Below are 18,367 nucleotides of genomic sequence, written 5' to 3' on the forward strand. Positions count from 1 at the left end.
ATCGGTGACACCCCGTGCTCAAAAGAGCGTGAACCGATACCGATCCGACCAATTTCGGGCCGATCCGCCGCCGGCTCTGGATCCAGGCTCGTGACTGCGATATACATCGGATGTCTGGTCGGTGTGGGTGAAGGGAATGTCCGTGCAGCTAGTGCGCCTCGGAGAGCCGGGAAGTGAGCGTCCGTTCGTGCGGGCCGGCGACGGCACCACCTACGACCTGGGCGGGCTGACCGCCGACGTCGACGGCGGCTTCCTCGCCGCGGACGGCATCGCGCGCGCGGCCGCCGCGCTCGCCGCCGGGGAGCTGCCGGAGGCCGGCGTCGAGGGCCTTCGCGTGGGCTCGCCGATCGCCCAGCCCGGCAAGGTCGTCTGCATCGGCATGAACTACCGCCGCCACGCCGAGGAAACCGGCGCGACGCCGCCCACCGAGCCCGTTGTCTTCATGAAGGCACCGGACGTCGTGGTCGGCCCCGCCGACGACGTCCTCATCCCGCGCGGTTCCACGAGCACCGACTGGGAGGTGGAGCTGGGCGTCGTCATCGGCAAGACCGCCCGCTACCTCGACAGCGTCGAGGAGGCCCTGGAGTACGTCGCCGGCTACGTCGTCTCGAACGACGTCTCCGAGCGCGCGCTGCAGTTCCGCACCGCCCAGTGGGACAAGGGCAAGTCGTGCGAGAACTTCAACCCGCTCGGCCCGGCACTGGTCCCGGCGAGCGAGGTGCCCGACCCGCAGGACCTCGGCCTGCGGCTGTGGATCAACGGCGAGAAGAAGCAGGACTCGTCCACCAAGGACATGATCTTCAGCGTCGCCGAGATCGTGCACCACCTCAGCCAGGTGATGGTGCTGCGGCCCGGCGACCTGATCAACACCGGCACCCCCGAAGGCGTCGCGCTCGGGCAGCCCGACCCGAAGCCGTACCTGCGCGACGGCGACGTGATCGAGCTGGAGATCGACGGCCTCGGCCGCCAGCGCCAGACCGCGAGGCAGGCCTGACCATGGCGAAGATCATCGGCATGGAGGTCCTCGACGTCCGGTTCCCGACGTCGAAGGAGCTCGACGGCTCGGACGCGATGAACCCCGACCCGGACTACTCGGCCGCCTACGTCGTGCTGCACGCCGACGGCGGCCCGGACGGCTACGGCCTCGCGTTCACCATCGGCCGCGGCAACGACGTCCAGGCCGCCGCGATCCGCGCGCTCGCCCCGCACGTCGTCGGGCGCGAGGTCCCGGAGGACGCGGCCGCGCTCGGCGACCTGTCCCGCACGCTCGTCGGCGACTCGCAGTTCCGCTGGCTGGGCCCGGAAAAGGGCGTCGCGCACATGGCCGTCGGCGCGATCGTCAACGCCGCGTGGGACCTCGCCGCCCGCCGGGCGAACCTCCCGGTCTGGCGGTTCGCCGCGCGGATGACCCCGGAGGAACTCGTCTCCCTGGTCGACTTCCGGTACCTGTCCGACGCGCTCACCGAGGCCGAAGCCCTGGAGATCCTGCGGCGCGCGGAACCCGGCCGCGCCGAACGCGCGAAGCAGCTGGAAGCGCACGGCTACCGCGCCTACAGCACGTCTCCCGGCTGGCTCGGGTACGCCGACGCGAAGCTCGTGCGGCTCGCCGAACAGGCCGTCGCGGACGGCTTCGAGATGATCAAGCTCAAGGTCGGCGGCAACCTCGAGGACGACGTCCGGCGGATGAAGCTCGCCCGCGAAACCGTCGGGCCGGACGTCCGGATCGCCGTCGACGCCAACCAGCGCTGGGACGTCTCCGCCGCGGTCACCTGGATGACCGCGCTGGCGCCGTACGACCCGTACTGGATCGAGGAGCCGACGTCCCCCGACGACGTCCTCGGGCACGCGGCCATCGCGAAAGCGCTTGCGCCGATCAAGATCGCCACCGGCGAGCACGTCCAGAACCGCGTCGTCTTCAAGCAGCTGCTGCAGGCGGACGCGATTTCGGTGCTGCAGCTGGACGCCGCCCGCGTCGGCGGGTTCAACGAGAACCTGGCGATCCTGTTGCTGGCGGCCAAGTTCGGCGTCCCGGTGTGCCCGCACGCCGGTGGTGTCGGGCTGTGCGAGCTGGTCCGGCACCTGTCGATGTTCGACTTCGTGGCGGTGTCCGGCACCGACGCGGACCGTTCGATCGAGTGGGTGGACCACCTGCACGAGCACTTCACCGACCCGGCCGTCGTCGAACGCGGCCGGTACCTCGCCCCGACCGCACCCGGGTTCTCCGCGCGCATGCACGACGCCACGCTGCGCCGGTTCCGCTTCCCGGACGGTCCCGAGTGGACGGAGACCGCAAGTGAGTGAATTCGAGGGCCTGGTGGCCGCCGTCACCGGAGGCGCCTCGGGCATCGGCAAGGCGGTGGCGACCCTGCTGGCCGAGCGCGGCGCCCAGGTGGCGGTCCTCGACCTGAAGCCGGACGACGACGGCTTCCGCTGCGACGTCTCTTCGGATGACGAAGTCCGCGAAGCCATCGACGCCGTCGTGGAACGCTTCGGGCGCCTCGACATCCTCGTCAACAACGCGGGCATCGGCGCGCAAGGCGACGTCACGGCCAACGACGACGACGAATGGCACCGCGTGTTCGACGTCAACCTCGTCGGCATGGTCCGGCTCGCCCGCGCCGCGCTGCCGCACCTCAAGAACTCGCCGTCCGCGGCGATCGTCAACACCTGCTCCATCGCGGCCTGGGCGGGCCTGCCCAACCGCGCGCTCTACTCGGCCAGCAAGGGCGCGGTGCTCTCGCTGACCCTGGCGATGGCGACCGACCACCTGCCCGACCGCGTCCGCGTCAACTGCGTGTGCCCGGGCACGGCGGACACCCCCTGGGTGGGCCGTCTCCTCGACGCCGCGGACGACCCGGCGGCCGAACGCGCGGCCCTCGCGGCGCGCCAGCCGATGGGCCGCCTGGTCACCGCCGAGGAGGTCGCGAACGCCGTCGTCTACCTCGCGAGTCCCCTTTCCGCTTCGACCACCGGCACGGCGCTGGCGGTCGACGGCGGCATGTACGGCCTGCGCCCGCGCGGCCCCGTTCAACCCCGGTAAGACTTTCCGCCGTCATCAAGGAGGATGTTGTGCGCACGAGGGTGATCAAGGTGGCCGCGGTCGCCGCCTGCGGCCTGGTACTGGCCGCCTGTGGGTCCACGAAGGACAACGCGGCGGCGCCCGCGGCGGGCGGCGGTTCGGGCGGCAAGGTCGGCGCGACCCTGCCCCTGCTGACCTCGCCGTTCTGGCAGGCCTACAACAACTACGTGCCCAAGATGGCCAAGGAGGAGGGCGTCGACGTCCTCCCGACGGTCAACGCCGACAGCGACCCGGCCAAGCTGATCACCGACATCGGCACCTTCCTCAACCAGGGCGTCAAGGGCCTGGTCGTGACGCCGCTGGACTCGGCCGCGATCGTCGCCGGGCTCAAGCAGGCGGAGAACAAGGGCGTGCCGGTGGTCGCCGTCGACGTCGCCCCCGAGAGCGGCAAGGTCGCCATGGTCGTGCGGGCCGACAACAAGGCCTACGGCACCAAGGCGTGCGAAGCGATCGGGGAGAAGGTCAAGTCCGGCAAGGTCGTGCAGATCATGGGCGACCTCGCGTCGGTCAACGGCCGCGACCGCTCGGAAGCCTTCCGCGACTGCATGAAGGCGAAGTACCCGGGCATCCAGGTGCTGGAGATCCCGGCCGAGTGGAAGGCCGACAAGGCGTCGTCCGGCCTGGACAGCATGCTGACCGCCAACCCGGACATCAAGGGCGTCTACATGCAGGCCGGCGGCGTCTACCTGGCGCCGACCGAGCAGGCGCTCAAGCGCAAGAATCTGTTCTTCCCGGTCGGCGACCCGAAGCACATCGTGCTCGTCTCCAACGACGGCATCCCGCAGGAACTGGCCGCGATCCGCGCCGGCGAACTGGACGCCACCGTGTCCCAGCCGGCCGACGCGTACGCGAAGTACGGCTTGTACTGGCTGAAGAAGGCCATGGCGGGCGAGACGTTCAAGCCGGGCCCGACCGACCACGACAGCACCATCGTCGAGATCAGCCCCGGCATCCTCGAAGACCAGCTGCCCGCGCCGGTCATCACCAAGGACAACGTGGACGACAAGGCCCTCTGGGGGAACAACCTGTGACCCCGGTCGTCAGCGCCCGCGGCGTCGGGAAGCGCTACGGCCCGACCGTGGCGCTGCACGACGTCAGCCTCACCGTGCACCCCGGCGAGTCGCACGCGCTCGTCGGGCGCAACGGGGCAGGCAAGTCGACGCTCGTCTCCATCCTCACCGGCCTGTCCGCCACGGACACCGGGCACGTCGAGTTCGGCGGCGAGCCGGCCCCTCCACTGTCCAAACAGGACGACTGGAAGGCGCGCGTCGCCTGCGTGTACCAGCACGCGATGGTCGTCCCGCAGCTCACCGTCGCCGAGAACCTGTTCCTCAACCGGCAGGCGGGCGGCGGGTTCTCGATCGGCTGGAAGTCGTTGCGGCGCAAGGCGCGCGAGCTGCTGGACTCGTGGGACGTGCACGTCGACGTCGACACCCCGGCCGGCGAGCTGTCGGTCGAGGACCGGCAGTTCGTCGAGATCGCCCGGGCGCTGTCCTACGGCGCCCGGTTCATCGTGCTCGACGAGCCGACCGCGCAGCTGGACAGCCAGGCCATCGAGCGGCTCTTCGACCGGATGCGCCAGATGCAGGCGGGCGGGGTGACCTTCCTGTTCATCTCGCACCACCTGCACGAGGTCTACGAGGTCTGCCAGGCGGTGACCGTGCTGCGCGACGCGAAGCACGTGCTCACCGCCCCGGTGGCCGAGGTGGGACGCGCCGAACTGGTCGACGCGATGACCGGCGAACCCGGCGGCCTGTCCGTGCGGGACGCCGCTTCGCGCGAGTCCCTCGAAGCGGACGCCCCGGAGATCCTCGCGGTCGACGGCCTCTCCGGGGACGGCTTCCGGGACGTCTCCTTCCGGCTGCGTCGCGGCGAAGTGGTCGGGTTCGCGGGCAGCAACGCCAGCGGCAAGCACCAGGTCGCCGAAACGGTCTACGGCCTGCGGACACCGTCGGCGGGCACGATCCGCGTCGACGGCTCGCCGCTGCGGCCCGGCGACATCCCGGCGGCGCTGCGCGCGGGGATCGGCTGCGTCCCGCGCGACCGGCACCACGAAGGCCTGGTGCTGGAGCACTCGATCGCCGACAACGCGACGCTGTCCATCCTGGACAAGCTGGGCCGCGGCGGGATCGCGTCCCCGGCCACGCGGCACGCGAAGGCGTCCCAGGCGCTGAAGGACTACGACATCGTGGCCGCGGGCGCCGAACAGCCGGTGTCGGACCTCTCCGGCGGCAACCAGCAGAAGGTCGTCCTGGCGCGGGCGTTGCTGAGCGATCCGCGGGTGGTCGTGCTGATCAACCCGACGGCCGGGGTGGACGTGAAGTCGAAGGAGGCGCTGCTCGCGGTCGTCGACCGGGTGCGCGCCGAAGGCAAGGCGGTGCTGATCGTCAGCGACGAGCTGGACGACCTGCGCCTGAGCGACCGGGTCCTGGTGCTGCGCGCCGGGGCCGTGGTCGCCGAGCACCAGGCCGGGTGGTCCGACGGCGACCTCGTGGCCGACATCGAAGGAGTCGAGCTGTCGTGACCGACGTGATGACCTCTCCGCAAACGGAGCTGCCCGCGCCGCCACGGCGCCGGAAGGCCCTCTGGCTGCGCGAACTGGCGCTGCTGCCCGCGCTCGTCGTGGTGTTCGTCATCGGCGGCCTGGTCGACGACACCTTCGTCGGCTGGAGCAACATCGTCAGCATCCTGACCGCGTCGGCGGCGCTGTCGCTGGTCGTGCTGGGCGAGTCGCTGGTGCTGATCACCGGGAAGTTCGACCTGTCGCTGGAGTCGACGATGGGCCTGGCCCCGGCACTCGGCGCGATGGTCGTGATCCCGGCGGCGTCGGCGGGCTTCGGCGTCGAGCTGCCCGCGGCGATCGGCCTGCTGATCATCCCGCTGTGCGGGGCGCTGGTCGGGTTCGTCAACGGCTTCCTGATCGTGAAGCTGAAGCTGAACGCCTTCATCGTCACCCTGGCCATGCTGACCGTGCTGCGCGGCGTGCAGGTCGGGTCGACGCAGGGCAAGACGCTGTTCAACCTGCCCGACTCGTTCACCAACCTCGCCACGACGACGTTCGCCGGGCTGCCGATGTCGGTCTGGCTGGCCGCGGCGCTGTTCGCGATCGCCGGCTGGGTGCTGCGCTACCACCGCGTCGGCCGCGCGCTGTACGCGATCGGCGGCAACCGCGAAGCCGCGCGGGCGGCCGGTGTCCGCGTCGACCGGATCGCGTGGGCGGTGTTCGTCATCGCCGGGATCCTCGCGGCGGTCGGCGGCCTCGCCTACACCGGTTACGTCGGCGCGCTGGGCGCGAACCAGGGCTCCGGGCTGATCCTGCAGGTGTTCGCGGCGGCGGTGATCGGCGGCGTCTCCCTCGACGGCGGCAAGGGCACGCTCGTCGGGGCGCTCACCGGCGTCCTGCTGCTGTCGTCGGTGTCGAGCCTGCTCAACTACGCGCACGTCCGCGCGGAGTGGCAGGGCGCGATCTACGGCGCCATCATCCTGGTCGCGCTGATCATCGCCCGCTACGCCGGCGGCAAACCCCAAACCTGACCCCGACCCCGTGATCATCGGACGTTCCCGTGCCGTTAAGGCCACCTTACGGGCGTCAGACGCCCGTAAGGTGGCCTTAACGGCACTTCGCGAAGGTGGTGTCGTGCGGTCAGGAAGCTTCGGCGGCGGGCTCGTCGGTCGTGGTCGGGTCGTCCGCGGTGCCCAGCGCGTTGCGCAGCCACTGCTCCACGCCCGCGACGTGCACGGTCGCCCACGAGCGCGCCACTTCCGGCTCGCGCGCCGCGATGGCCTCGTAGATCGCCGTGTGCTGTTCGCGGGTCTTCGCGACCGCGCCCTCCTGGGTGAGGCCGCGCCAGATGCGGGCGCGCGCGGTCGGCCCCGACAGGCTGTCCAGCAGCGAGCAGAGCACGGGGTTGCCGGAGCCGTCGGCGATCTTGCGGTGGAACTGGAGGTCGTTGGCGACCAGCGCCTCGACGGTCGGCGAGTCCTCCAGCTCCCCGAGCAGCTGGCCCAGCTCGGTGATGTCGTCGTCGCTCATGTGCAGCGCGGCGAGCGCGGTCGCGGCCGGCTCGAGGATCCGCCGCACGGCGAGGAAGTCGAGCACGGTGTCGTCGCGGTGGAAGTCGACCACGAACGTCATCGCGTCGAGCAGCAGGTTCGGCTCGAGGCTGGTGACGTACGTGCCGTCGCCCTGCCGGACGTCGAGCACCCTGATCAGGCACAACGCCTTGACGGCCTCCCGCAGGGAGCTGCGCGAGAGCCCGAGCCGCTGTGCCAGCTCGGCCTCCTTCGGCAGCCGGTCGCCCGGCGCCAGCTCGCCGGAGATGATCATGTCCTTGATCTTGTCGATCGCGACATCGGTGACGGGCATCGTGTCCGTCCTCCCTGCACCAGACCTCGGATGTTTCGGTGTTCGACACCAGCGTGCCATGTCCCGGCGAAGGAGGGGTGATGACCCACCAGCCCGCACCGCAAAGAGTGGCCCTGCATACTCGGCTCAAGCCCGGCAAGGAGGCCGAGTACGAGTCCGTCCACGCCGTCATCCCGCCCGAGCTGGACACCGCGCTGCGCGAAGCCGGCGTCCGGACCTGGCGGATCTGGCGTAACGGTCTCGACCTCTTCCACGTCGTCGAAGTCGACGACTACGCGGCGATGCGGGCGGCGTTGCGGGACCACCCCGCCAACGTCCCCTGGCAGGCGAGGATGGCCGGGCTGCTGGCCGTCGAAGACGACTACTCCGGCGGTGACACCGGCATCGGGCTGGTCTGGGAACTGCCGGCGAAGGAGTGACGCGGTGAACCTGTCCCCGCTGGGTCTCGGCTGCGCGCAGCTGGGCAACCTCTACCACGCGATCACCGACGAGACGGCGGCCGCGACCGTGCACCGCGCCTGGGACGAGGGCATCCGGTACTTCGACACCGCGCCGCACTACGGCCTCGGCCTCTCGGAGACCCGCCTCGGCGCGGCCCTGCGCGCGTACCCGCGCGACGAGTACGTGCTGTCCACGAAGGTCGGCCGCGTGCTCGAACCCGATCCGGACGGCGCCGGGCGGCAGGACGACCAGGGCTTCGCCGTCCCGGCCGCGTACCGGCGCCGGTGGGACTTCAGCCGCGACGGCGTCCTGCGGTCCTTCGAGGACAGCTTGACGCGGCTCGGGCTCGACCGCGTCGACATCGTCTACGTCCACGACCCCGACGACCACTTCGAGGAGGCCCTGCGTGGCGCCTTCCCGGCGTTGCGCGAACTGCGGGAGCAGGGCGTGATCCGCGCGTTCGGCGCCGGGATGAACCAGGCGCCGATGCTCGCCGAGTTCGTCCGCCGCACCGACCTCGACGTCCTGCTCGTGGCCGGCCGCTACACGCTGCTGGACCAGCCTGCCCTCGACGAGCTGCTGCCGCTCTGCCTCGACCGCGGCGTCCGCGTGGTCGCCGGCGGCGCGTTCAACGGCGGCATCCTGGCGACGGCCGAGCCGGGCCGCGTCTACGACTACGCCGAGGCGCCGCCGGAGCTGGTCGAGCGAGCCGGCCGGATCGCGGCGATCTGCGCGCGGCACGGCGTCGAGCTGCCGGAAGCGGCGCTGGCGCTGCCCATGGCGCACCCCGCGGTGGCGTCGGTCGTCGTCGGCGCGCACGATCCCGCCCAGGTCAGCGTCAACGCGCGGCGGGCCGCGGCGGTCGTGCCGCCTCAGCTGTGGACCGAACTGGTCGGCGCGGGCCTGCTGCGCGCCGACGTCGTCATCGCCGAAGGGGTCTCATGATCGACGCGCACCACCACCTCTGGGACCCGGCGCGCCGCGATTACCCCTGGATGGCGGGGGCGGCGCTCGACCCGATCCGCCGTCCGTACACCGTGGACGACCTGCGCGCGGTGACGAAGGCGGCGGGCGTGCACGCGACCGTCCTGGTCCAGACGGTGTCCTCGGCCGAAGAGACGGCGGAGTTCCTGGCGATCGCCGCCGGAGAGCCGGTGATCGCGGGGGTCGTCGGCTGGGTGGACCTCGAAGCCCCGGATGTGGCGGACCGGCTGGCGGTGCCGGGTCCCTTGGTGGGAATCCGGCACCAGGTGGAGACCGAACCGGACGAGCAGTGGCTGCTGCGGCCCGCCGTGCTGGCCGGGCTGGAGGCGGTGGCGTCGGCGGGCCTGGCGTACGACCTGCTCGTGCGCGTCGGCCAGCTGCCCGCGGCCACCGCGCTGGCGGACCGGCTGCCGCAGCTGCGGCTGGTGCTGGACCACGCGGCCAAGCCGCCGATCGCGGCGGGGGAGTGGGAGCCGTGGGCGTCCGGGGTGGCGGAGCTGGCCGCGCGCGAGAACGTCGTGTGCAAGCTTTCGGGCCTGGTCACGGAGGCGGACTGGACCGGCTGGGAGGTCGGGCACCTGCGCCGGTACGTGGACCACGTGCTGGACGTGTTCGGGCCGTCCCGCCTGCTGTTCGGCTCGGACTGGCCGGTGTGCGAGCTGGCAGCGTCCTACGAGCTGGTCGTGGACGCGGCGGTCGCGCTGACGGGCGGGCTGTCGGACGCGGAGCGCCTGGCCGTCTTCGAGCACAACGCCCGGGCGGTCTACGGCTTGGACGCGGGCGGGGAGCCCCCTCCCAGGGGGTAAAAGGGGGTTCCCCGCCCGCCGCTAGGGAAGTTCAGAACTCGTCGTCGCTGATCATGCCGCGCAACCGGGTCAGCGCGCGGTGCTGCGTCACGCGCACGTTGCCGGGGGAGATGCCGAGCGCTTCGGCGGTCTCCTGCGCGGAGAAGCCGACGGCGATGCGCAGCGTCAGGATCTCCTGCTGCACCCGCGGCAGCGAGGCGAGCAGCCGGCCGAGGCGCGCGCCGAGGTCGAGGTGCAGGGCGTGGGACTCCGGCTCGTTGCCGGCGACCAGCGGGCGCTCCGGGAGCTCGGGGACGGGCTCGGAGCGGTCGCGGGCGACGGCGCGGTAGGCGTCGGCGACCTTGTTGGCCGCGATCGCGTGCACGAGGTAGAGGAACGAGCCGCCGCGGTCCTGGTAGTCGGGGAGGGCCTTCAGCACGGCGAGGCAGACTTCCTGGGCGACGTCGTCGGCCGACAGGTAGGAGAGGTCGCGCCCGCCCATGCGCGCGCGGCAGTAGCGGACCACCACCGGCTCGATCATCTGGAGCAGGGAGTGGATGGCCGCGGGGTTCCCCTCACCCGCGTCCTTCACCAGGGGGTCGAGGTCCTCCTTGGTGAGCCGTCCGCTGGGCCGGGGCAATGACTCCGGAGTGCGATAATCGCGAACGGCGCTGGCGGGTTCCCCGGTGGTACTCGGCGGTGCTGTCATGGTCGTCTCCCCGGCCGACCCTCGACCGCCGCTGCCGGGGGGCTCCACTCTCCGTGACTTTCCGGTTGCAGATACTCCGGGAGACCCGGGCTGATCTGCGCTCCGTGCGACGCTGGGTAATCGTAAGCACCTCCGAGGCGGTCAGTCCAGATTTCAACGACCAATACCCCGTTCGCAGCATCGACCGTGATGTTCCCGCGACCAGCCCCCGCACATTGCGATTAATCTGTTTCAGGATGTGCCGAGTTCACTCGTCAGTGGAAGACGAGCACGGAAGCGGCAGTGGTGGTCACGGCGAGCGACGCGATCGCGGGCAGTACGCGCCGCGCGGGCCCCGGTTCGGGCGTGCGCAAGGCCCGTTCGCGCAGCGTTCCGAACGCCGCTAGCAGGGCAGACGTGCTCGCGGCCAGTACGACGGGCACCAGGGTGACACCCCAATGGCGCTGGGCGGCCGAGTGCAGGAGCAGTACCGTGCAGGCGGCGGCCGCCAGCGCCGTCCGCCGCCAGGCGAGCCCGGTGCGCTCGGCCTGCGCCCCGCCCGCCGGATTCACGACCGGCTCCGGGGGCCCATGACGGTATTTCTGACCTGGTGATAATCGCGAGGAAGCGGTATTCGCGGCGTCACGAGACGGCCAGCAGCACCGCGGCGGCGACGATGAGGAGCAGCAGCCCGCCGGTCAGCACGAGGATCATCAGGCTCCGCGGCAGTGGCTCCCCGGCACGCATCGCGACCTGGACCCGCCGCCAGCGGGGGTACGCGGTCGCGGCGAGAACGGCGGCCAGCACGACGCACAACCCCGCGAGGACGGCACTGGCGGCGGCGGGCGAGGGCACCAGCTGGTGCACCGCGACCCCGCCGGCGAGCAGGCCGAGGGCGGTGCGGAGCCAGGCGAGGAAGGTGCGTTCGTTCGCCAGCGTGAACCGGTAGTCCGGCTCGGTGCCGCCGGCGTGGGGCTTGATGTCGTCCGAGGCCACGCCTGCAGACGCTAGCCGCTGTGCGCGGGAGCGGCCGCCCGGTGTGCGGGCGCCCACTCGTGTCGGTGGTGCTTGGGGTCGGCTGTCGTCGCGGGGATGGCTGCCGGTGTGCGGGTGCCGGGCCCGGTGGCGTCAGCTGCTGTGCGCGGGAGCGGCCGCCCGGTGCGCGAACACCCACCACCGCAGCACCGCGAACCGCACGAACCCCCCGACGAAGCTGGCCAGCAGCAGCGTGCCCGTCTCCTCCCACGACGTCGGCCGCTCCACCAGCGCGTCCAGCAGGGCGAGCACCGCCGAGCCGTACCCGGCGTAGAAGGCGAACGTCAGCAGGTCCTGCAGGTGCCGCTTCCCGGCGTTGCTGGGCCGCCCGGCGAAGGTGACGCGGCGGTGGAACTCGGTGTTGCCCACCGTCGTGAGGGCGATCGCGACCAGGTTCGCGACCTGGGAACCGAGTTCGTCGCGGAACAGGAGGAACAGGAGGGCCTGGACACCGGTCGTCACGACGCCGGCGACGACGTACCACGCGGCGTGCGTGCCGAGCTCGTGGTGGCGGTCCGGGTCGGTGGCGAGCAGCCGGCGCTCCGGTGCGCACCTGGTGGTGGCCATGATCCCAACCTACCCCGCGTTCACAAACTTGTGAATGTGTTAAACCGGTTGAAGAAATGTGATCCCCGTGACACCGCCGGGGTTTCGGGCCCCCGACATCCGGGGTAGGTCACCGGGGACGACGAGTTCCCGAGCGCGAGGAGACGACTGGTGAGTGACCGTGACTCGGCCGAACCGGACAGCTTGAGCCCCAGTGAAGCACTGGACGAGGACGAGCTGCGCGTGGATCCGCTCGAGGAGGGCGTCGAGCCGCCGGAACACTGGAGCGCCGCGAACCGCTACGGCACCACGCCGAGCGAGATCCGCGACGGCGAGCCGATGAAGCAGCGCCTGGCCGAGGAAGAGCCGGACACCGAGCCGGAGCGGGTCCCGGAACGTCCCGTCGCGGCGACGCCGGCCGCGGAGCTCGACGAGACGATCGAGGACGCTCCGCCGGACTTCGAGCCGGTGAGCCCGGGAGACGAGGTGCCGCACCGGCACGCGGACCCGGATCCCGGTGAGCGGGCGGACTACGCGGGCGGCTCGGTGGCGGACGCCATCCGCGAGGCCCGGCAGGGCTGATCCGCTCAGACTGCGCGTCCGTTCGGCCGCCTCTAGCGTGGGGCACCAGTGCATCGGACCGCGACGAAGGGAAGGCCGAAAATGCTGACCGTGACCGAAGCCGCCGCCGAGGCGATCACCGCACTGACCAGCCAGGGGGAGGGCGACGCCGGGCTCCGCCTGGCGGTGCAGAACGCCGACGGCGAAAGCGCCCAGCTGGCGCTCTCGGTGGCGCCGGAACCCGCGGAGGGCGACAGCGTGCTGGGCGCCGACGAGGGCCCGAAGGTGTTCCTGGAACCCCAGGCGGCGGCGCTGCTCGACGACAAGGTGCTGGACGTCCAGGAGGACGAAGCGGGCGGAGTCGCTTTCGCGGTGCTGCCCCAGCACACGAGCTGACCCCGGCGGACGGGCCTTTCGCAGTGCCGCGAGAGGTCCGTTCGCCCGGTTGCTAGCGCGACCGCCACTCCCGCACCAGCTCGGCCGCACGGGCCCGCAGTAGCTCCCGGGCGTTCGCCTGCGCGTGTTCGAGGGACGGCGCGTGGTCGATCAACGCGCTGCTCCCCACCACCCCGAGCCGCGCCAGCCCGGCCGGATCGAGCTGGATCCGCCCCGCGAGCGCCAGCAACGGAATCCCGCGAGCCCGCTCCGCGATCCCGGCCGGGGCCTTGCCGTTCAAGCTCTGCTCGTCGAGCGACCCCTCCCCGGTGATCACGAGATCGGCGCCCGCCAACGCGGCGTCCACCCCGGTCAGCCCGGCGATCAGGTCGAACCCCGACTCCACGCTCGCCCCCAGCCCGGCGATCGCCCCGGCCGCGACCCCGCCGCCCGCGCCGGCCCCCGGCACCCGCGAGACGTCCGGGGCCCCGCCGACCTGCAGTGCGTAGGCCCACCGGCCCAGTGCTTCGTCGAGCAGCGCCACCTGCTCCGGCCCCGCGCCCTTCTGCGGCCCGAACACCGCGGCGGCCCCCGACGGGCCCAGCAGCGGGTTGGTGACGTCGGTCGCGACCGCGACGCTCACCCCTTCGACGCGTTCCCGCACCGGGGTCAGCTCGGTGGCCGCGACCCGCGTCAGCGTCCCGCCGCCCAGGCCGACCGGCGCGCCGAACGCGTCCAGCACGCCGGCGCCGAGCGCGCCCAGCATCCCGGCGCCGCCGTCGGTGCTGGCCGTGCCCCCGACGGTCAGGACGAGCCGGCGCGCGCCGTGCACCAGCGCGTCCATCAGCAGCTCGCCGACGCCCCAGGTGTGCGCGGCGAGCGCGGTTTCCGGGGTGGGGTCGACGAATTCGATCCCGCACGCCCGCGCCGATTCGATGTACGCCGTGCCGTCCAGCACCGCGTACCGCGCCTTGACCTGCTCGTCGAGCGGGCCGCGGACGGACAGCCGGACGATCCGGGCCCCTGCCGCTTCGAGCACGTCCAGGGTGCCTTCGCCGCCGTCGGCGACCGGGCACGAGACGACTTCGGCGTCCGGCAGGGCATCCCGGACGCCGAGGGCGATGGCTTCCGCGGCCTCGACCGCGGTGAGACTGCCCTTGAACTTGTCGGGTGCGATCACGACCCGGGTCACGGCTTCACCTCCGTCAGCGGGGTCCGCCCGGCGAGCACGGCCACGACGTTGCGGGCGGCCAGCACGGCCATCGCGGTGCGGGTTTCGACCGTCGCGGACCCGAGGTGCGGGCTCAGCACGACGTCGTCGCGGCCGAGCAGCCGCGGCTCGACTTCGGGTTCCTTCTCGAACACGTCCAGCGCGGCGCCGGCGATCTCCCCGGCTTCGAGCGCGTCCGCGAGCGCGGCTTCGTCGACGACCGGGCCGCGCGTGGTGTTCACCAGGTAGGCGCCCGGTTTCATGGCGCGCAACGCGGCCGCGTCGATGAGGTGCCGGGTTTCCGGCGTCAGCGGGCAGTGCAGCGAGACGACGTCCGAGCGCGCCAGGAGTTCCTCGAAGGGAACGGAACCCCGGTTCGACCGTCCCGAGTGGACGATCTCCATGCCGAACGCCTCGGCGCGTTTCGCCACCGCGCGGCCGATCTGGCCGTACCCGACGATGCCGAGCGTCTTGCCCTGCAGGCCCGAGCCGAGCAGGAAGCCGAGGTGGAACGACCACGGCGTGCGCGACCGCAGCAGCCGTTCGCCCTCGCCGAGCCGCCGCGTGACGGCGAGCAGCAGGCCGAAGGCGAGGTCGGCGGTCGCGTCGGTGAGCACGCCCGGCGTGTTCGTGACGACGATCCCGCGTGCGGCCAGCGCCGGGACGTCGACGTTGTCGTAGCCGACGGCGACGTTCGCGACCACCTTCAGCCCGGGTCCGGCGGCGTCGGCCAGTGCGCCGTCGAGCCGGTCGTGCAGCATCCCGACCACGGCGTCCGCGCCGGCCACGAACTCGTGCAATTCGTCCGGGGTCAGCGGCCGGTCGGCGGGCGACACCACCACGTCGCCCGCTTCGGCGAGGAGCTTCACCGCGTCGTCGGGAATCCATCGGGTTACCACGATCTTGGCCACGCCGACAGCCTAGTACCCCCGGACGGCCCCGTGTCCGAAGTGGACTGCGGGAAGGAGCGATCAGACCCTGGTCAGCCGCACCACCGCGCTCGCGTACCCGCTGCCCGGGAAGTCGACGTCGAGGCCGTGGCTCAGCAGCACCGCGCCGTCGTGCACGACGCCGCCGGAGTCGCGGTAGCGCCCCGCCGGGTCGAGCCCCGCGAGCCGCGGCGGCGTGAACGGCCGCGCGAACTCCGTGGGCCGCCGCCAGAAGAAGACGACCACTTCACGGCCCAGGACGTACTGCACCGCGGTCAGCGCCGACGTCGCCGGGTCCGCCAGCCGGTACAGCTCGCCGTGCTGCACGACCGGCCGGATCTCCTTGTACAGCGCGACGAGTTCCGCCGCCTCCGCCAGTTCGGCGGCGGACCAGCGAGGCAGGTCGCCGCCCAGCCCGAGCACGCCCGCCATGGCGACGTGGAACCGGAAGCTCAGCGGCGCTTCGCGGCCGGTCGTCGGGTTCGGGCTGTCGGTGACCCAGGCCGACATCGTGCCCGCCGGGTAGACCTGCCCGTAGCCGTGCTGGATGGCGATCCGGTCGGCCGCGTCGGTGTTGTCCGACGCCCAGATCTCGTCGGTCCGGGCCAGGATCCCGAGGTCGGTGCGCCCGCCGCCGCCCGCGCAGCCCTGGATCCGCAGCGCGGGGTGGTCGGCCCGCAGCCGGTCCAGGATGGCGTGCACCGCGCGGACGTGGTCGACCCACACGCGCCCGGCCGCCCCGCCGGGCCAGCCGGCTTCGGTGAACGCGCGGTTCATGTCCCACTTGAGGTAGTCGATCCCGTGCTCGCCGACCAGCCGGTCGAGCCACTCGTGCGCCCAGTCCGCGACGTCGGGGCGGGCGAAGTTCAGCACGAGCTGGTTGCGCAACGTCGTCCGCGAGCGGTTCGCCATGTGCAGCACCCAGTCCGGGTGCGCGCGGTAGAGGTCGCTGTCCGGGTTGACCATCTCCGGCTCGACCCACAGCCCGAACTTCATGCCGTGCGCGTGGACGGCGTCGACCAGCGGCCGCAGCCCGGCCGGGAAGCGCTGTTCGCTGGGGGTCCAGTCGCCCAGCCCGGCGGTGTCGCCGGTGCGGGCGCCGAACCAGCCGTCGTCCATGACGAACAGTTCGGCGCCGAGCTTCGCCGCGGCCGCCGCGAGGGACGTCTCGGTGGCCTCGTCGACGTCCCAGCCGGTGGCTTCCCACGAGTTGTAGACGATCGGCCGCAGTTCCCCCGGGTGCGGCTGGACGAACTCGCGGACGTAGGCGTGCCAGCGCCGGCTGGTGCCGCCGAAGCCGTCGGCCGCGTAGAGCCCGGCGAACACCGGCGTCTCCCAGGTTTCGCCCGGCTCCAGCGTCCACGCGACGTTCTCGTGGCCGAACCCGCCGGTCCACGTCACGCGCCCGGTGTGCGTGCGTTCGACGGTGATCCGCCAGCTGCCGCTCCAGGCGAGCGCGGTGCTCCAGACCTCGCCGGACGTCTCGGTGGCGTCGCCGGCGTCGAGCATCACCCACGGGTTGACCTGGTGGCTGGACACGCCGCGCCGGCTGGTCAACGTCGTCTCGCCGACCGGCAGGGCTTCGCGCCGGACGCCGTACTCCGCGCTCCACGCGCCCGACGTCCGGGTCAGCCGGGCGCCGTCGCGGCGGGGGAGTGTCCACGCGGCGGAATCCGTGCGCAGCAGGGAAACCGGCTCGTCCGCGCGCAGCGACGTCCAGCGTTCGACGACGTCGCCCCGGACGCGGTAGTGCAGTGAGAGCCGCAGCGGGTAGTGCCGGTCGGCGAGCCGCACGACCAGCGTTTCGTCTTCGATCGCGAAGCCGTCGTAGCGCCACTCGAGCGCCGATGTCCCGTCTGCGTACCGCACGGCCAGTGCCGCGACGCCGAAGAAGGCGCCGCCTTCGGCCGGGAGTTCCTGCCGCTCGTCGCCCGGCTCGTCGAAGCTGCTGCCGGCCGGGTTGCGGCGCGCGGCGACCTGCGTGGCCTGGGCCAACGTCAGCGGCGGGCCCCAGTGGACGTGCCGCGGCCGGTCGTCGGCGTCGAGCCGGAAGGCGTAGGAGCTCTCGGGGGTGCGCAGCAGCCAGAGCCGGTGCGCGGGGTCGTGTTCGACGAGCGACATGATCCCGAGCGTAGGCATGACCAGGCGAAAAATAAATTCTTGACGAAGTTAATTAATGCTGCCTACCCTTCCGGCCATGCCTCGCAGTGCACCGGCAAGGGCGCCGATCACCAGTCCCGCGGCAGCGACCGTGTTCACCACGGTCCTGACCGAAGGGCCGGTCTCCCGCGTCGACGTCGCCCGGCGCACGGGTCTGTCGTCGGCCGCGGTCACCAAGGCGGCCCGGCCGTTCATCGAAGCCGGTTACCTCGAAGAGCTCGCCTCGGAAGGCCGCACCACGCCCGGGGCGGGCCGTCCCGCGAACCCGCTCGCCATCCGGCCGGACCGCGAGTACTTCGTCGGGGTCAAGATCACCGGTGACGACCTGATCGGCGTCGTCACCGACCTGCGCGCCGACGTCCGCGCCAGTGCCCACCACGCTTTGACGAGCCACGACGTCGAGCACGTCGTCGGCGCGCTGGCCGACCTGGTCGGCGAGCTGCTGACCGGCGACCTCCGCGACCGCGCCTACTGCCTGGGCGTCGCGGTTTCCGGGGACGTCGACCGGGCTTCCGGCGTCGTCCGGTACTCGCCGTTCCTCGGCTGGCGGGACGTCCCCCTGGCTTCCCTGCTGGAAGACGCCACCGGGCTCACGGCGACGCTGGAGAACGACGTCAAGGCGCTCGCCGTCGCCGAGCAGTGGTTCGGCGAAGGGGTCGGGGCGTCGTCGTTCGCGCTGGTCACGGTGGGGACCGGGATCGGCAGCGCGCTCGTCGTGAACGGCGACCTGGTCCGCGGCGCGCACGGCGTCGCGGGCGAGATCGGGCACGTCCCGGTCGCCGACGGCGGCCCGGCCTGCCACTGCGGCGGCCAGGGCTGCGTCGAGGCGATCGCGTCCACCGAAGCGATCCTGACCCTCGCTCGCGAAGTCTCCGGAGAACCCGCGCTGAGCATGGAAGACGCCGTGACGCGCGCTCGGGGCGGCGACGAGCCGCTGCGCGAGGTGTTCGCGGGGGCCGGGCACGCGATCGGCCTCGGCCTGGCCGCGCTGGTCAACCTGTTCGGCCCCGAGCGGGTCGTCGTCTCGGGGGAAGGCGTCGCCACCTACGACCTGTTCGAAGACCAGATCCGCCGGACCTTCGCGGTCCAGGCGTTCGGCAGCGCCGCCCGCTGCGGCCTGGTGATCCGGCCCCTGCCGTTCGAGGAGTGGGCGCGGGGCGCGGCCGCCGTCGCCATCCAAAGTCTTTTCGTCGCCGAGAGCGTCTAAG

The 18,367-nt window shown here is 72.2% G+C and carries 20 protein-coding genes; 12 read left to right on the forward strand and 8 right to left on the reverse strand.

Features of this window, described 5'->3' with window-relative positions; translation table 11 throughout:
• Positions 1 to 142: 142 nt before the first annotated feature.
• From EIY87_RS05145 to EIY87_RS05170, 6 genes are read left to right on the forward strand one after another with little or no spacing between them, the layout of a single operon-like run.
• Positions 143 to 994, forward strand: a complete 852-nt coding sequence (locus EIY87_RS05145; RefSeq protein ID WP_125306471.1) for a fumarylacetoacetate hydrolase family protein — start codon at positions 143 to 145, stop codon at positions 992 to 994.
• A 2-nt stretch (positions 995 to 996) separates the two neighbouring features.
• A complete protein-coding gene (locus EIY87_RS05150) occupies positions 997 to 2,301 on the forward strand; it encodes an enolase C-terminal domain-like protein (protein ID WP_125306472.1) in 1,305 nt (434 codons plus the stop codon).
• Positions 2,294 to 3,040, forward strand: coding sequence for an SDR family NAD(P)-dependent oxidoreductase (locus EIY87_RS05155; protein WP_125306473.1), 747 nt, complete (start codon positions 2,294 to 2,296; stop codon positions 3,038 to 3,040). Before EIY87_RS05150 ends, EIY87_RS05155 begins: the two co-directional genes overlap by 8 nt.
• Before the next feature lie 29 nt (positions 3,041 to 3,069).
• Positions 3,070 to 4,110, forward strand: a complete 1,041-nt coding sequence (locus EIY87_RS05160; protein WP_191983958.1) for a sugar ABC transporter substrate-binding protein — start codon at positions 3,070 to 3,072, stop codon at positions 4,108 to 4,110.
• Entirely contained in the window at positions 4,107 to 5,603 is a 1,497-nt protein-coding gene (locus EIY87_RS05165; protein ID WP_225439726.1) for a sugar ABC transporter ATP-binding protein, read from the forward strand. Before EIY87_RS05160 ends, EIY87_RS05165 begins: the two co-directional genes overlap by 4 nt.
• The gene (locus tag EIY87_RS05170) at positions 5,600 to 6,613 is read left to right on the forward strand and encodes an ABC transporter permease (protein ID WP_125306474.1); all 1,014 of its coding nucleotides are present in this window, start codon (positions 5,600 to 5,602) and stop codon (positions 6,611 to 6,613) included. The genes EIY87_RS05165 and EIY87_RS05170 overlap by 4 nt, the downstream gene beginning before the upstream one ends.
• Before the next feature lie 109 nt (positions 6,614 to 6,722).
• Here EIY87_RS05170 and EIY87_RS05175 read toward each other — a convergent pair whose 3' ends face one another.
• Positions 6,723 to 7,445, reverse strand: a complete 723-nt coding sequence (locus tag EIY87_RS05175; protein WP_125306475.1) for a FadR/GntR family transcriptional regulator — start codon at positions 7,443 to 7,445, stop codon at positions 6,723 to 6,725.
• An 80-nt stretch (positions 7,446 to 7,525) separates the two neighbouring features.
• Between EIY87_RS05175 and EIY87_RS05180 the strand changes: the two genes are divergently transcribed.
• From EIY87_RS05180 to EIY87_RS05190, 3 genes are read left to right on the forward strand one after another with little or no spacing between them, the layout of a single operon-like run.
• On the forward strand, positions 7,526 to 7,864 hold the full coding sequence (locus EIY87_RS05180) for an L-rhamnose mutarotase (protein WP_125306476.1): 339 nt from the start codon (positions 7,526 to 7,528) through the stop codon (positions 7,862 to 7,864).
• 4 nt (positions 7,865 to 7,868) lie between these two features.
• Positions 7,869 to 8,831, forward strand: a complete 963-nt coding sequence (locus EIY87_RS05185; protein ID WP_125306477.1) for an aldo/keto reductase — start codon at positions 7,869 to 7,871, stop codon at positions 8,829 to 8,831.
• A complete protein-coding gene (locus EIY87_RS05190) occupies positions 8,828 to 9,676 on the forward strand; it encodes an amidohydrolase family protein (protein ID WP_125306478.1) in 849 nt (282 codons plus the stop codon). Before EIY87_RS05185 ends, EIY87_RS05190 begins: the two co-directional genes overlap by 4 nt.
• Positions 9,677 to 9,707: 31 nt before the next feature.
• Here EIY87_RS05190 and shbA read toward each other — a convergent pair whose 3' ends face one another.
• The 4 genes from shbA to EIY87_RS05210 form a co-directional block, all read right to left on the reverse strand.
• Positions 9,708 to 10,364, reverse strand: coding sequence for an RNA polymerase sigma factor ShbA (gene shbA, locus EIY87_RS05195; RefSeq protein ID WP_449657931.1), 657 nt, complete (start codon positions 10,362 to 10,364; stop codon positions 9,708 to 9,710).
• Positions 10,365 to 10,618: 254 nt separating this feature from the next.
• Positions 10,619 to 10,915: a DUF202 domain-containing protein gene (locus tag EIY87_RS05200; protein WP_125306480.1), complete on the reverse strand. Its 297-nt coding sequence runs from the start codon at positions 10,913 to 10,915 to the stop codon at positions 10,619 to 10,621.
• A 70-nt stretch (positions 10,916 to 10,985) separates the two neighbouring features.
• Positions 10,986 to 11,339, reverse strand: a complete 354-nt coding sequence (locus EIY87_RS05205; RefSeq protein ID WP_125306481.1) for a YidH family protein — start codon at positions 11,337 to 11,339, stop codon at positions 10,986 to 10,988.
• 132 nt (positions 11,340 to 11,471) lie between these two features.
• A complete protein-coding gene (locus EIY87_RS05210) occupies positions 11,472 to 11,945 on the reverse strand; it encodes a GtrA family protein (protein WP_125306482.1) in 474 nt (157 codons plus the stop codon).
• A gap of 150 nt (positions 11,946 to 12,095) precedes the next feature.
• Between EIY87_RS05210 and EIY87_RS05215 the strand changes: the two genes are divergently transcribed.
• Together EIY87_RS05215 and EIY87_RS05220 are read left to right on the forward strand one after the other, a co-directional pair.
• The gene (locus tag EIY87_RS05215; RefSeq protein WP_125306483.1) at positions 12,096 to 12,506 is read left to right on the forward strand and encodes a hypothetical protein; all 411 of its coding nucleotides are present in this window, start codon (positions 12,096 to 12,098) and stop codon (positions 12,504 to 12,506) included.
• 81 nt (positions 12,507 to 12,587) lie between these two features.
• Positions 12,588 to 12,881, forward strand: coding sequence for an iron-sulfur cluster biosynthesis family protein (locus tag EIY87_RS05220; protein WP_086859505.1), 294 nt, complete (start codon positions 12,588 to 12,590; stop codon positions 12,879 to 12,881).
• Between the two features lie 52 nt (positions 12,882 to 12,933).
• On the opposite strand, the gene EIY87_RS05225 is transcribed toward EIY87_RS05220, so the two are convergent.
• The 3 genes from EIY87_RS05225 to EIY87_RS05235 are packed head-to-tail and all read right to left on the reverse strand — an operon-like array spanning position 12,934 to position 17,120.
• Complete coding sequence (locus tag EIY87_RS05225) at positions 12,934 to 14,052, reverse strand: glycerate kinase (protein ID WP_125306484.1); 1,119 nt, start codon at positions 14,050 to 14,052, stop codon at positions 12,934 to 12,936.
• Positions 14,049 to 14,981, reverse strand: coding sequence for a 2-hydroxyacid dehydrogenase (locus tag EIY87_RS05230; RefSeq protein ID WP_125306485.1), 933 nt, complete (start codon positions 14,979 to 14,981; stop codon positions 14,049 to 14,051). Before EIY87_RS05230 ends, EIY87_RS05225 begins: the two co-directional genes overlap by 4 nt.
• Positions 14,982 to 15,041: 60 nt before the next feature.
• A complete protein-coding gene (locus EIY87_RS05235) occupies positions 15,042 to 17,120 on the reverse strand; it encodes an alpha-galactosidase (protein ID WP_125306486.1) in 2,079 nt (692 codons plus the stop codon).
• Between the two features lie 76 nt (positions 17,121 to 17,196).
• Here EIY87_RS05235 and EIY87_RS05240 point away from each other — a divergent pair, with 76 nt between their 5' ends.
• On the forward strand, positions 17,197 to 18,366 hold the full coding sequence (locus EIY87_RS05240; protein ID WP_225439728.1) for an ROK family protein: 1,170 nt from the start codon (positions 17,197 to 17,199) through the stop codon (positions 18,364 to 18,366).
• Position 18,367 lies beyond the last annotated feature (1 nt).

It is taken from the genome of Amycolatopsis eburnea, assembly GCF_003937945.1.
Taxonomy (GTDB): Bacteria; Actinomycetota; Actinomycetes; order Mycobacteriales; family Pseudonocardiaceae; genus Amycolatopsis; species Amycolatopsis eburnea.

Bases quoted from the DNA above. Each gene is read 5' to 3' on its own strand.
- EIY87_RS05180 (WP_125306476.1), top strand. From the start codon at position 7,526: ATGACCCACCAGCCCGCACCGCAAAGAGTGGCCCTGCATACTCGGCTC.
- shbA (WP_449657931.1), bottom strand. From the start codon at position 10,364: ATGACAGCACCGCCGAGTACCACCGGGGAACCCGCCAGCGCCGTTCGC.
- EIY87_RS05240 (WP_225439728.1), top strand. From the start codon at position 17,197: ATGCCTCGCAGTGCACCGGCAAGGGCGCCGATCACCAGTCCCGCGGCA.
- EIY87_RS05150 (WP_125306472.1), top strand. From the start codon at position 997: ATGGCGAAGATCATCGGCATGGAGGTCCTCGACGTCCGGTTCCCGACG.
- EIY87_RS05220 (WP_086859505.1), top strand. From the start codon at position 12,588: ATGCTGACCGTGACCGAAGCCGCCGCCGAGGCGATCACCGCACTGACC.
- EIY87_RS05210 (WP_125306482.1), bottom strand. From the start codon at position 11,945: ATGGCCACCACCAGGTGCGCACCGGAGCGCCGGCTGCTCGCCACCGAC.
- EIY87_RS05235 (WP_125306486.1), bottom strand. From the start codon at position 17,120: ATGTCGCTCGTCGAACACGACCCCGCGCACCGGCTCTGGCTGCTGCGC.
- EIY87_RS05190 (WP_125306478.1), top strand. From the start codon at position 8,828: ATGATCGACGCGCACCACCACCTCTGGGACCCGGCGCGCCGCGATTAC.
- EIY87_RS05175 (WP_125306475.1), bottom strand. From the start codon at position 7,445: ATGCCCGTCACCGATGTCGCGATCGACAAGATCAAGGACATGATCATC.